This is a genomic window from Kluyvera sichuanensis (genome assembly GCF_014218705.1).
GTDB classification, from domain to species: domain Bacteria; phylum Pseudomonadota; class Gammaproteobacteria; order Enterobacterales; family Enterobacteriaceae; genus Kluyvera; species Kluyvera sichuanensis.
Genome location: NZ_JABBJF010000008.1, coordinates 97,557 through 110,642 on the forward strand (window position 1 = coordinate 97,557; position 13,086 = coordinate 110,642).

General features: G+C 55.7%; 14 protein-coding genes. 12 read left to right on the top strand and 2 right to left on the bottom strand.

Annotated features, from left to right (window positions below; genetic code table 11):
- Positions 1–34 precede the first annotated feature (34 nt).
- The 9 genes from HII27_RS11420 (at position 35) to rpoS (ending at position 6,840) form a co-directional block, all read left to right on the top strand.
- Positions 35–361, top strand: a complete 327-nt coding sequence (locus HII27_RS11420; RefSeq protein WP_185668014.1) for a DUF3561 family protein — start codon at positions 35–37, stop codon at positions 359–361.
- A gap of 161 nt (positions 362–522) precedes the next feature.
- The gene (ftsB, locus tag HII27_RS11425) at positions 523–840 is read left to right on the top strand and encodes a cell division protein FtsB (RefSeq protein ID WP_185668015.1); all 318 of its coding nucleotides are present in this window, start codon (positions 523–525) and stop codon (positions 838–840) included.
- A 19-nt stretch (positions 841–859) separates the two neighbouring features.
- Complete coding sequence (ispD, locus tag HII27_RS11430) at positions 860–1,555, top strand: 2-C-methyl-D-erythritol 4-phosphate cytidylyltransferase (protein ID WP_185668016.1); 696 nt, start codon at positions 860–862, stop codon at positions 1,553–1,555.
- A 15-nt stretch (positions 1,556–1,570) separates the two neighbouring features.
- Positions 1,571–2,050, top strand: a complete 480-nt coding sequence (gene ispF / locus HII27_RS11435) for a 2-C-methyl-D-erythritol 2,4-cyclodiphosphate synthase (protein WP_185668017.1) — start codon at positions 1,571–1,573, stop codon at positions 2,048–2,050.
- Positions 2,047–3,096: a tRNA pseudouridine(13) synthase TruD gene (gene truD / locus HII27_RS11440; protein ID WP_185668018.1), complete on the top strand. Its 1,050-nt coding sequence runs from the start codon at positions 2,047–2,049 to the stop codon at positions 3,094–3,096. The genes ispF and truD overlap by 4 nt, the downstream gene beginning before the upstream one ends.
- Entirely contained in the window at positions 3,077–3,838 is a 762-nt protein-coding gene (gene surE, locus HII27_RS11445) for a 5'/3'-nucleotidase SurE (protein WP_185668019.1), read from the top strand. The genes truD and surE overlap by 20 nt, the downstream gene beginning before the upstream one ends.
- Entirely contained in the window at positions 3,832–4,461 is a 630-nt protein-coding gene (locus HII27_RS11450) for a protein-L-isoaspartate(D-aspartate) O-methyltransferase (protein WP_185668020.1), read from the top strand. Before surE ends, HII27_RS11450 begins: the two co-directional genes overlap by 7 nt.
- 122 nt (positions 4,462–4,583) lie before the next feature.
- Positions 4,584–5,732, top strand: coding sequence for a murein hydrolase activator NlpD (gene nlpD / locus HII27_RS11455; RefSeq protein ID WP_185668021.1), 1,149 nt, complete (start codon positions 4,584–4,586; stop codon positions 5,730–5,732).
- A gap of 115 nt (positions 5,733–5,847) precedes the next feature.
- Entirely contained in the window at positions 5,848–6,840 is a 993-nt protein-coding gene (rpoS, locus tag HII27_RS11460; RefSeq protein WP_035892885.1) for an RNA polymerase sigma factor RpoS, read from the top strand.
- A 61-nt stretch (positions 6,841–6,901) separates the two neighbouring features.
- On the opposite strand, the gene HII27_RS11465 is transcribed toward rpoS, so the two are convergent.
- Positions 6,902–7,306 (bottom strand): MarR family winged helix-turn-helix transcriptional regulator, encoded by a 405-nt coding sequence (locus HII27_RS11465; protein WP_185668022.1) that lies wholly within the window; start codon positions 7,304–7,306, stop codon positions 6,902–6,904.
- A gap of 152 nt (positions 7,307–7,458) precedes the next feature.
- Between HII27_RS11465 and HII27_RS11470 the strand changes: the two genes are divergently transcribed.
- From HII27_RS11470 to HII27_RS11480, 3 genes are read left to right on the top strand one after another with little or no spacing between them, the layout of a single operon-like run.
- Entirely contained in the window at positions 7,459–8,052 is a 594-nt protein-coding gene (locus tag HII27_RS11470) for a non-oxidative hydroxyarylic acid decarboxylases subunit B (RefSeq protein ID WP_185668023.1), read from the top strand.
- The gene (locus HII27_RS11475; protein ID WP_185668024.1) at positions 8,052–9,479 is read left to right on the top strand and encodes a non-oxidative hydroxyarylic acid decarboxylases subunit C; all 1,428 of its coding nucleotides are present in this window, start codon (positions 8,052–8,054) and stop codon (positions 9,477–9,479) included. Before HII27_RS11470 ends, HII27_RS11475 begins: the two co-directional genes overlap by 1 nt.
- A 10-nt stretch (positions 9,480–9,489) precedes the next feature.
- Positions 9,490–9,726, top strand: a complete 237-nt coding sequence (locus tag HII27_RS11480; RefSeq protein ID WP_035892892.1) for a non-oxidative hydroxyarylic acid decarboxylases subunit D — start codon at positions 9,490–9,492, stop codon at positions 9,724–9,726.
- Between the two features lie 745 nt (positions 9,727–10,471).
- On the opposite strand, the gene mutS is transcribed toward HII27_RS11480, so the two are convergent.
- Positions 10,472–13,033, bottom strand: a complete 2,562-nt coding sequence (gene mutS, locus HII27_RS11485; protein ID WP_185668025.1) for a DNA mismatch repair protein MutS — start codon at positions 13,031–13,033, stop codon at positions 10,472–10,474.
- Positions 13,034–13,086: the final 53 nt, after the last annotated feature.

The window sequence follows — 13,086 nt, forward strand, 5'->3', positions numbered from 1 at the left end:
GGAGTTTTTTGGCTCCGGCCTAACAGGATTATTTATGCGCAATACTCAGAACATCAACGTGGCCGAATCCGAGTCACTCGCCCCTACCTATGATGAGACCACATGGTCTTTGTCAGGGGCTTTTGTCGGCTTTGTCGCGTGGTTGATGGCGCTGGGTATTCCCTATCTGCATTACGGCAATAATACGCTGTTCTTCTTTTTGTACACCTGGCCTTTCTTCCTCGCCCTGATGCCTGTCGCGGTCGTAATCGGCGTTGCGTTTCACTCATTAGTGAAAGGCAAACTCGGCTACACCATTGTTGCAACCCTGGTAACGGTCGCTATTCTGTGTGGTTTGTTATTCATGTGGCTTATGAGTTAATGCGTCTGCATTAGCGCTTACCCATGACGTGAGCGATGACCAGACGTGCCTTTCAGTGCTTGAAATATGGTACATTTCCAGCGATATGCGGTATCGCCTGTGGCTGGAGTGGAGTATGACGGCAAGTTATGGGATGATAGTGCCGTTTTTCAGGGGGCAGGATGGGTAAATTAACGCTGCTATTACTGGCTTTGCTGGTCTGGCTACAATATTCGTTGTGGTTTGGAAAAAATGGTCTTCATGACTTCAGCAAGGTCCGTGATGATGTGACCGTACAACAGTCAACCAACGCGAAATTAAAAGCGCGCAACGATCAGCTCTTTGCTGAAATTGATGACCTCAACGGTGGCCAGGAGGCGATCGAGGAACGCGCACGTAACGAACTCAGCATGACCCGTCCGGGCGAAACTTTCTATCGTCTGGTTCCGGATGCGTCTAAGCGCAGCCAGGGTGCGGGGCAAACGCAAACTAATCGATAAACAGTCCCAGGATGACGACATGGCCGTAACTTTTCCGGGCGTATGCGCCGTGGTGCCGGCAGCCGGATTTGGCCGCCGCATGCAAACGGACTGCCCAAAACAATATCTCTCAATCGGTAACAAAACGATTCTCGAACATTCGGTGGATGCGCTGCTGGCTAATGCCCGCGTCCAGCGGGTGATCATCGCCGTCTCCGCCGGAGACGAACGCTTCCAGCAGCTTCCGCTTGCGCAACACCCGCAGATTACCGTCGTTGAAGGCGGCAGCGAACGCGCCGATTCCGTGCTGGCCGGTCTGCGTGCGATTGATGACGCCGAATGGGTGTTGGTGCACGATGCGGCGCGCCCGTGCCTGCATCAGGATGACCTTGCGCGACTACTCCGCTTAAGCGACACCAGCCGCGTTGGCGGCATTCTGGCGGCGCCGGTACGCGATACCATGAAGCGTGCCGAACCCGGTAAAACAGAGATTGCGCACACGGTCGATCGTAACGATTTGTGGCACGCCCTGACCCCGCAATTTTTCCCTCGTGAGCTGCTGCTGGCGTGTTTAACCCGCGCGCTGAACGAAGGGGCGTCGATTACCGACGAAGCATCGGCATTAGAATATTGCGGCTTTCATCCCGAGTTGATTGCCGGACGTGCTGATAATATTAAGGTTACTCGCCCGGAAGATCTGGCGCTTGCCGAATTTTACCTCACCCGCTTGGGTTGACCTGGAGAAGACATAATGCGCATTGGACACGGTTTTGACGTACACGCGTTTGGCGGCGAAGGCCCGATTATCATCGGCGGCGTACGTATCCCTTATGAAAAAGGGCTGCTGGCGCACTCCGACGGCGACGTTGCGCTGCACGCGCTGACCGATGCCCTGCTGGGCGCGGCGGCGTTGGGCGACATCGGTAAACTGTTCCCTGATACCGACCCGGCCTTTAAAGGGGCTGACAGCCGCGCCTTGCTGCGCGAAGCGTGGAAACGCGTGCAGGCCAAGGGCTACACGCTGGGTAACGTCGATGTCACCATTATTGCCCAGGCACCAAAGATGCTGCCGCATATCCCACAAATGCGCGTGTTTATTGCCGAAGACCTCGGCTGTCATATGGACGACGTTAACGTAAAAGCGACCACCACCGAAAAGCTCGGCTTTACCGGGCGCGGTGAAGGCATTGCCTGTGAAGCGGTCGCGCTGCTGCATAAGGCGAAACCATGATTCCGTTTGACGCACTTACCTACCTGCACGGTAAACCGCAGGGAACCGGGCTGCTGAAGGCCAACCCGGAAGATTTTCTGGTGGTCGAAGATTTAGGCTTTGAGCCGGACGGCGAAGGCGAACATATACTGGTGCGCATTCTGAAAAATGGCTGCAACACCCGGTTTGTTGCCGACGCGCTGGCAAAATTCCTTAAAATACATGCCCGTGAAGTAAGCTTTGCCGGGCAAAAAGATAAGCATGCGGTCACCGAACAGTGGCTGTGCGCTCGCGTACCGGGCAATGCAATGCCGGACCTAAGCCAGTTCCAACTGGAAGGGTGCCAGGTACTGGAATATGCCCGCCATAAGCGTAAATTACGTTTAGGTGCGCTGAAAGGTAACCAGTTCACGCTGGTTCTGCGTGAAGTGAGCGGCCGCGACGATGTTGAAGTCAGGCTGCAGGCGATTGCCGAACGCGGCGTGCCGAACTACTTTGGCGCTCAGCGCTTTGGCATTGGCGGCAGTAACCTGCTTGGCGCGCTGCGCTGGGCCGAGAGCGGCGTGCCGGTGCGCGATCGTAATAAACGCAGTTTTTGGTTGTCGGCGGCCCGCAGCGCGTTGTTTAATCAGATTGTGAGTGAGCGCCTAAAAAAACCGGACTTTAATCAAGTTGTTGACGGCGATGCGCTACAATTAGCGGGGCGTGGCAGCTGGTTTGTGGCCACCGACGACGAGCTTGCGGTGCTGCAGGCTCGCGTGGACGCGCGTGAACTGATGATTACCGCCGCGCTGCCCGGTAGCGGCGATTGGGGCACCCAGCGGACCGCGCTGGAATTTGAACAAAATACGCTGGCCGAAGAGACCGCGCTGCAGTCACTGCTGCAGCGGGAAAAGGTCGAAGCCGCACGCCGCGCCCAGCTGCTTTATCCGCAGCAGCTTAGCTGGAACTGGTGGGACGACGTCACCGTCGAACTGCGTTTCTGGCTGCCGGCAGGAAGCTTTGCGACCAGCGTGGTAAGGGAACTTATCAATACAACAGGTGATTATGCGAATATTGCTGAGTAACGATGACGGGATCCATGCGCCAGGTATTCAGACGCTGGCCAGAGCCTTACGGGAGTTTGCCGAGGTTCAGGTAGTTGCACCCGATCGTAACCGCAGCGGTGCGTCTAATTCGCTGACGCTTGAGTCCTCGCTTCGTACCTTCACTTTCGAAAACGGCGACATCGCCGTCCAGATGGGCACCCCAACGGACTGTGTCTATCTGGGCGTGAATGCGCTGATGCGTCCGCGCCCGGATATCGTGGTTTCTGGCATTAACGCCGGGCCGAATCTGGGCGATGACGTTATCTATTCCGGCACGGTAGCGGCCGCGATGGAAGGCCGCCACCTTGGCTTTCCCGCGCTGGCGGTCTCGCTAAATGGCCATCAGCATTATGACACCGCCGCCGCCATCACCTGCTCGCTGCTGCGCGCTTTAGCGCGTGAGCCGTTGCGTACCGGGCGCATTCTGAACGTTAACGTTCCGGATCTGCCGCTCGATCAAATCAAAGGTATTCGCGTCACGCGCTGCGGCAGCCGCCATCCGGCGGATAAAGTGATCCCGCAGCAGGATCCGCGCGGTAACACGCTCTACTGGATTGGCCCGCCTGGCGACAAATGCGATGCTGGCCCGGACACCGATTTCGCCGCCGTTGATGCAGGCTACGTCTCCGTCACACCGCTGCACGTTGACCTCACTGCCCATAGCGCGCATGAGGTGGTTTCCGATTGGCTGGAGCAGGCGAGGGTTGACGTGCAATGGTAGTCAGTAGACGCATCCAGAGCCTGCTTAATCAGCTGCGCCAGCTCGGCATTCATGACGAGCGGGTGCTGGACGCGATGGCGCAGGTGCCGCGTGAAAAATTTATTGATGAAGCGTTTGAACACAGCGCGTGGGATAACGTTGCGCTGCCGATAGGGCAGGGACAGACCATTTCGCAGCCGTATATGGTGGCGCGAATGACGGAGCTGCTGGAGTTGACCCCCGATTCAAGGGTGCTGGAGATCGGCACCGGTTCGGGGTACCAAACCGCAATTCTCGCCCATCTGGTGCATCACGTCTGTTCCGTTGAGCGGATTAAAAGCCTGCAATGGCACGCGCGTCGTCGCCTGAAGCAGCTTGATTTACACAATGTATCTACCCGCCACGGCGATGGCTGGCAGGGGTGGCAGGCGCGCGCCCCGTTTGATGCCATTATCGTCACGGCGGCGCCGTTGGAGATTCCGGTTGCGCTGATGTCGCAGCTCGACGAAGGCGGTATTCTCGTTTTGCCCGTGGGCGATGATCAGCAATATCTGAAGCGCGTTCATCGGCGGGGAGGCGAATTCATTATCGATACCGTAGAGGCCGTCCGTTTTGTTCCCCTGGTGAAAGGGGAACTGGCCTGAGACCCGGATTATTCTGAGGTTTTTTGGCCCAATTCAGCGTATGGTGGACACGTTTTCCAGTGTTCAGCACGTGCGTTGCGCGGTATTCAGTCACTGGCAGTTAACCTATTCCTGGGGGATAAATGAGCGCGGGAAGCCCTAAATTTACCGTTAATCGTATTGTGGCATTATCACTGGCTTCACTTTGGCTGGCCGGTTGTACATCATCGAATAATGCCCCAGCGCCAGTCAGCTCCGTGAACAGTAACGGTTCCAGCAGCACGAGTTCCGGCATGTTAATTACGCCGCCGCCGAAAATGGGCAGCACGGCGCAGTCGACTCCTCAGATTCAACCGGTACAGCCGGTTCAGACGCAGCCCGTTCAAACCCAGCCGCGCATTGCTCAGCCCGTTGCTGAGCAGCCGGTACAGATGGAGAACGGCCACATCGTTTACAACCGTAAATACGGTAATATTCCAAAAGGCAGCTATGCTGGCGGCAGCACCTATACGGTGAAGCACGGCGATACGCTGTTTTACATTGCCTGGGTCACCGGCAATGATTTCCGTGACCTTGCCCAGCGCAACAACGTGGCCGCGCCTTACGCGTTGAACGTTGGTCAGGTGCTGCAGGTGGGTAACGCTTCCGGGCAGCCGATCACCGGCAATAACCCGGTGGCGATAGCCAGCTCACAGGCCAGCAGCGGAAGTTCCGGATTAGTCTCAAAACCTGCACAAAAATCAACCGCACCTGTTGCGTCGACCACGACAATTACGTATTCTGAGGATTCAGGTGAACAAAGTGCTAACAAAATGTTGCCTAATAACAAGCCTGCGACGAGCACCGTCACAGCGCCTGTAACGGCACCAACTGCGAGCACAACCGTACCGACTGCCAGCAGTACTTCAACCAGTTCGCCAATCTCATCATGGCGCTGGCCAACTGACGGCAAGATTATCGAAAACTTTAGCGGCACCGACGGTGGCAACAAAGGCATCGATATTGCGGGCAGTAAAGGACAGGCAATCGTCGCAACCGCCGATGGGCGCGTCGTCTATGCCGGTAACGCACTGCGCGGTTACGGTAATCTTATTATCATCAAACACAACGATGATTACCTGAGTGCCTACGCTCATAACGATACGATGCTGGTCCGGGAACAACAGGACGTAAAAGCGGGGCAGAAAATCGCTACCATGGGTAGCACCGGAACCAGTTCAACACGTTTGCATTTTGAAATTCGTTACAAGGGGAAATCCGTCAACCCGCTGCAGTATTTACCGCAGCGATAATTCGGCAAAGTCCTTCACATGAACGCTTTCAGGCGACGCTGGCCGATGCTGGAGCCGCCTGAAAAGTAACATGCTAAGGTGCATTGCCTGGGGATCACGGGTAGGAGTCACCTTAATGAGTCAGAATACGCTGAAAGTTCATGATTTAAATGAAGACGCGGAATTTGATGAGAATGGAGTAGAGGTTTTCGATGAGAAAGCCTTGAGTGAAGAGGAACCCAGTGACAACGAACTCGCGGAAGAAGAGCTCTTATCGCAGGGTGCTACTCAACGTGTACTCGATGCGACTCAGCTTTACTTAGGCGAGATCGGCTATTCTCCGTTATTGACCGCTGAAGAAGAAGTCTATTTTGCTCGTCGTGCTCTGCGTGGCGATGTAGCCTCACGCCGTCGGATGATTGAAAGCAACCTCCGTCTGGTGGTGAAAATTGCCCGCCGTTACGGCAATCGTGGTCTGGCGCTGCTGGATCTTATCGAAGAGGGCAATCTGGGGCTGATTCGTGCCGTAGAGAAGTTCGACCCAGAACGTGGGTTCCGTTTTTCAACCTACGCCACCTGGTGGATCCGTCAGACTATTGAACGGGCTATCATGAACCAAACCCGTACCATTCGTCTGCCAATCCATATTGTTAAAGAGCTGAACGTTTATCTGCGTACCGCGCGTGAACTGTCGCACAAGCTGGATCACGAACCGAGTGCGGAAGAGATTGCCGAACAGCTGGATAAACCGGTTGATGACGTAAGCCGTATGCTGCGTCTCAATGAACGCATCACCTCAGTTGATACGCCGCTGGGCGGGGATTCTGAGAAAGCGCTGCTGGACATCCTGGCCGATGAAAATGAAAACGGCCCGGAAGACACCACGCAGGACGATGACATGAAGCAAAGCATCGTGAAATGGCTGTTCGAGCTGAACGCCAAACAACGAGAAGTGCTGGCGCGTCGTTTTGGTCTGTTGGGGTATGAAGCAGCTACGCTGGAAGATGTCGGTCGCGAGATTGGCCTGACCCGCGAGCGCGTGCGTCAGATTCAGGTTGAAGGTCTGCGTCGTCTGCGCGAAATCCTGCAGACTCAGGGGCTGAATATCGAAGCGCTGTTCCGCGAGTAATAAAGTTTTGTTCAAAGAGGTCAGCAGCAATGCTGGCCTTTTTCTTTGCCTTTTTTCCGTGCTATTCCATCATCTTACGCACCAGGTGCGTAAATTGCTCGCGTTCTTCGGGCGTTAAACGCTGCAAAAATTCGTTATCGACGCGATTTCCCACCGGCTGACTGGCCGCCAGCAGCGCTTCACCTTCTTCTGTCAGAAAGACAAACCGGCGACGTTTATCGTCAGGGTCGTGCTCGCGTCTCACCAGCCCTTTGAGCTCCATCCGGCTGAGCATCTCGGCGAGCGTGGCCTTGGTGCTGACCGCCACGCTGGTTAATGCCACCTGTTCAATGCCTGGGCTTTCAGCAATCGAGCGCATCACCGCATACTGTGGCTTGGTCAGTTCGGGTAATTCCTGCTGCCAGCGCGAAGTATGCTGCTGAAAAAGATGGCGAAGTAGGTGGAACGCTTCGTTTTTGATTTTCATGATGGCTCTCCTGCGGGGTGCGGGTGCCTATGATAGCCGTTCCCGGCAATTTGAACAAAAAATGCGAGCGAAGACGAACCGTCTTGTCAGCCTCATTCGACAGGAGTAAGTTGAAATATATTGTTCGTACACGAACGAAATTGAGGTGAGTGATGAGACTGATTATTGGCATGACGGGCGCGACCGGCGCGCCGCTGGGCGTTGCGCTTCTCCAGGCGCTGCGCGAGATGCCGGAGGTGGAGACTCACCTGGTCATGTCGAAATGGGCGAAAACTACCATTGAACTGGAGACCCCGTGGAGCGCGCGCGACGTCGCGGCCATGGCCGATTTCAGCCACAGCCCGGCAGACCAGGCAGCCACTATCTCTTCCGGCTCTTTCCAGACCGACGGCATGATTATTATCCCGTGCAGCATGAAAACGCTGGCCGGTATTCGGGCAGGCTACGCTGAAGGGCTGGTTGGGCGCGCTGCCGACGTGGTGATGAAAGAGGGGCGCAAGCTGGTGCTGGTGCCGCGCGAAATGCCGCTCAGCACTATTCATCTGGAAAATATGCTGGCGCTTTCCCGCATGGGCGTGGCGATGGTGCCCCCGATGCCGGCTTTTTATAACCACCCGGAAACGGTAGACGACATTGTTCAGCATGTGGTGACGCGAGTGCTCGATCAGTTCGGCCTCAAACACGATAAAGCGCGCCGCTGGCAGGGGTTACCGGCGACGAAACAACTTTCACAGGAGAATGCATAATGGCTTTTGATGACTTACGCGGTTTTTTGCAGGCGCTGGAAGACCAGGGGCAGCTGCTCAAAATCAGTGAAGAGGTAAACGCCGAACCGGATCTGGCGGCCGCGGCCAATGCGACAGGACGTATTGGCGACGGTGCGCCAGCCGTATGGTTTGACAATATCCGCGGCTTTACCGATGCCCGCGTGGTGATGAACACCATCGGCTCCTGGCAGAACCATGCGATTTCGCTAGGCCTGCCGATGAATACGCCGGTGAAAAAACAGATTGATGAGTTTATTCGCCGCTGGGACAAGTTCCCGATTACGCCGGAGCGCCGTGCTAACCCGGCGTGGGCGGAAAATACCGTTGATGGTGACGATATTAATCTGTTCGATATCCTGCCGCTGTTCCGCCTGAACGACGGTGACGGCGGTTTCTACCTCGACAAAGCATGCGTCGTTTCCCGCGATCCGCTGGACCCGGACAACTTTGGCAAGCAGAACGTCGGCATCTACCGTATGGAAGTGAAGGGCAAGCGTAAGCTCGGCCTGCAACCGGTGCCGATGCACGATATCGCACTGCACCTGCATAAAGCGGAAGAGCGCGGTGAAGACCTGCCGATTGCTATCACCCTTGGTAACGATCCGATTATTACCCTGATGGGCGCCACACCGCTGAAATATGATCAGTCCGAATATGAGATGGCCGGTGCGCTGCGCGAAAGCCCGTACCCAATTGCCACCGCACCGCTAACCGGCTTTGACGTGCCGTGGGGCTCTGAGGTGATCATCGAAGGGGTTATCGAAGGGCGTAAGCGTGAAATTGAAGGCCCGTTCGGTGAGTTTACCGGCCACTATTCCGGCGGCCGCAACATGACGGTAGTGCGCATTGATAAAGTCTCTTATCGCACCAAGCCGATTTTTGAATCCCTCTACCTCGGCATGCCGTGGACTGAAATTGACTACCTGATGGGCCCGGCCACCTGCGTACCGCTGTATCAGCAGCTAAAAGCCGAGTTCCCGGAAGTGCAGGCGGTCAACGCCATGTACACCCACGGCCTGCTGGCGATCATCTCCACCAAAAAACGCTACGGCGGCTTTGCCCGCGCGGTTGGCCTGCGTGCCATGACCACGCCGCATGGTCTGGGCTACGTGAAGATGGTGATTATGGTCGATGAAGACGTCGACCCGTTCAACCTGCCGCAGGTGATGTGGGCGCTGTCGTCGAAGGTGAACCCGGCGGGCGATCTGGTGCAGTTGCCGAATATGTCGGTGCTGGAGCTCGACCCTGGCTCAAGCCCGGCGGGGATTACCGACAAACTGATTATCGACGCTACCACGCCGGTTGCGCCGGACAACCGTGGTCACTACAGCCAGCCGGTACAGGATTTACCTGAAACCAAGGCCTGGTCTGAAAAACTGACCGCTATGCTGGCTAACCGTAAGTAAGGAGGAAAAGATGATTTGTCCACGTTGCGCCGATGAACATATTGAAGTGATGGCGAAATCGCCGGTAAAAGATGTCTGGACCGTATACCAGTGCCAGCATTGCCTGTACACCTGGCGCGATACCGAACCGCTACGCCGCACTAGCCGCGAACATTATCCGGAAGCGTTCCGCATGACGCAGAAAGATATTGATGACGCGCCAATGGTGCCAAGCATTCCACCGCTGCTGGCGGAAGATAAGCGCTAATGCACTCAACAGCGATGGGGTTTCGCCTCGTCGCTGTTGTTTTTTTATACGAGGATTGCTGCTCATATTCTGGATTTTTTCTTATTTCTGAGACGCTCAATATTCCAGGACATGTAAATATAGCCATGGTTTTAAAAACAGTGTTGACACCGTGCGATAAATGCGTAGATTAAGTATTAACAGCACAATAAAAGTAAGTGTTTATTCAGAAGTACTGGGGTTAACCATTTTGTAAATAAGGCCACGAAGTTTGTAGTTTGGGATGCAGCATGTTTTAAGGCCTCGTAGTGATTGTGCTGGAACGCAAAATGGTAGAGTATGCGCGACGATGTAAGGTATTGTTTTAAAGTGATTTGCTGCGATTATCGCATCATGGTAAACGCAACGGTAATAAGGCAACGCATCAAAGAGTATATGTCGCGATGGGGAATGTACTTGTTTAAGGCGCCATGCTTAAGTTCGTGATAAGGCTGGCGGTATGTGCAACAGGATAAATGGAGGGAGGTTTTTAAGTTTTAATGCCCAATATTATCTGTAGTAAACGGGTGCATTTGAAAGCAGTATAAATTGTAGTAATAATTCAGTAAGTTAATTAATGTTAAACCTGAAGTTTGTAGTATTCTAAAAGCCCTTGCCGTACTGGTGAGGGCTTTTTTTCATTTGACGTATGCGTACATTTTTATTTTTCGATAAATTCAACCGCGATAAAGGCGCCACTTCAACATAAGCGAAGCGGCGCGGATAATTACACCATTCCCTTCAGACGATAAATCCACTCCAGCGCCTGACGCGGGCTCAGCGAGTCAGGATCCAGACCTTCCAGCGCTTCTACCGCCGGAGAGACCTCTTCTGGAGCCGACAATAGCGACATCTGCGTACCATCGACCTGTGTCGCTGCTGCGTTTGGTGAGATGCTTTCCAGCTCGCGCAGCTTCTGACGCGCACGCTTGATCACCTCTTTCGGCACGCCCGCCAGTTGCGCTACCGCCAGACCATAGCTCTTGCTGGCCGCGCCGTCCTGCACGCTGTGCATAAAGGCGATGGTATCGCCGTGCTCCAGCGCATCCAGATGGACGTTCGCCACGCCTTCCATTTTCTCCGGCAACTGTGTCAGCTCGAAGTAGTGGGTCGCAAACAGCGTTAACGCCTTGATCTTATTCGCCAGATTCTCCGCACAGGCCCAGGCCAACGACAGACCGTCATAGGTTGACGTACCGCGGCCAATCTCGTCCATCAGCACCAGGCTGTTTTCGGTGGCGTTATGCAGAATATTGGCGGTTTCGGTCATCTCCACCATAAAGGTTGAGCGGCCGGAGGCCAGGTCATCCGCCGCGCCCACGCGGGTGAAGATACGGTCGATAGGGCCAATCTCCACGCTCTGCGCCGGAACATAGCTACCGATATAGGCCAGCAGTGCAATCAACGCCGTTTGCCGCATATAGGTGCTTTTACCGCCCATGTTTGGACCGGTAATGATCAGCATTCGACGCTGCGGCGACAGGGTCAGCGGGTTGGCGATAAACGGCTCGTTCAGTACCTGTTCCACCACCGGATGGCGGCCTTCGATAATCCGGATGCCAGGTTTATCGATAAACGTTGGGCAGGTGTAGTTAAGCGCGTAGGCGCGCTCCGCGAGGTTCACCAGCACGTCCAGCTCTGCCAGCGCGCTGGCACTCTGCTGAAGGTCTCCCAGATGCGGCAGCAGCAGGTCGAACAGTTCGTCATAGAGCTGTTTTTCCAGCGCCAGTGCCTTACCTTTCGAGGTCAGAACTTTGTCTTCGTACTCTTTCAGCTCAGGGATGATATAGCGTTCGGCGTTTTTCAGCGTCTGGCGGCGCACGTAGTTGATTGGCGCCATATGGCTCTGACCGCGGCTGATCTGAATGTAATAACCGTGGACGGCGTTATACCCGACTTTCAGCGTATCCAGCCCGGTGCGCTCGCGTTCGCGAATTTCCAGACGATCGAGGTAATCGGTCGCGCCATCGGCCAGCGCGCGCCACTCGTCGAGCTCTTCATGGTAGCCTGGGGCAATCACGCCGCCATCGCGCACCAGCACCGGCGGAGCATCAATAATCGCCCGTTCCAGCAGCTCGCGTAGTTCGGTGAACTCGCCCATCTTCTCGCGCAGCATCTGCACCGGCGCGCTGTCGACGCTTTCCAGTTGTGCACGCAGTTCCGGCAGTTGCTGGAAGGCGTGACGCATACGGGCGAGGTCGCGCGGACGCGCGGTGCGCAGCGCCAGACGAGCAAGGATACGTTCCAGGTCGCCGACCTGACGCAGCACCGGTTGCAGATCGGCGGTGACATCCTGTAGTGCGCCGATGGTCTGCTGGCGTTCGGTCAAGGTTTTGATATCGCGCACCGGCATATGCAGCCAGCGCTTAAGCATACGGCTGCCCATCGGCGTGACGGTGCAGTCGAGCACGGAGGCAAGGGTGTTTTCCAGCCCGCCCGCCAGGTTCTGGGTGATCTCCAGATTGCGGCGCGTGGCGGCATCCATAATGATGCTGTCCTGCTGGCGATCCATGGTGATGGAGCGGATGTGCGGCAGCGAGGTCCGCTGGGTGTCCTTCACGTATTGCAGCAGACAGCCTGCTGCACAAAGCCCACGCGGTGCGCCTTCAACGCCAAAGCCAACCAGGTCACGCGTGCCAAATTGCAGATTCAGCTGCTGACGCGCGGTGTCGATTTCGAACTCCCACAGCGGGCGACGGCGCAGGCCGCGGCGACCTTCAATCAGCGCCATCTCGGCAAAGTCTTCGGCGTACAGCAGCTCGGCAGGGTTCGTGCGCTGCAGTTCAGCGGCCATGGTTTCACGGTCGGCCGGTTCGCTGATGCGAAAACGCCCGGAGCTGATATCCAGCGTGGCGTAGCCATAGCCTTTGCTGTCCTGCCAGACGGCGGCGAGGAGGTTGTCCTGGCGCTCCTGCAGCAGCGCTTCATCGCTGATGGTACCCGGCGTGACGATACGCACGACTTTGCGCTCGACCGGACCTTTGCTGGTGGCCGGGTCGCCAACCTGTTCGCAAATGGCGACGGATTCGCCCTGATTCACCAGTTTGGCGAGGTAGTTTTCTACCGCGTGGTGCGGGATACCCGCCATCGGAATCGGTTCACCGGCAGAAGCGCCGCGTTTGGTTAGCGAGATGTCGAGCAGCTGCGATGCGCGTTTCGCATCGTCATAAAACATCTCGTAAAAGTCACCCATGCGGTAGAACAGCAGGATCTCGGGATGCTGCGCTTTCAGCTTCAGATACTGCTGCATCATCGGCGTGTGTGCGTCGAAATTGTCGATTGTACTCATCCGTTTGTGATGTCCATTTTCTTGAATTTTACTGAGTGCGTAATGTGTTCGGA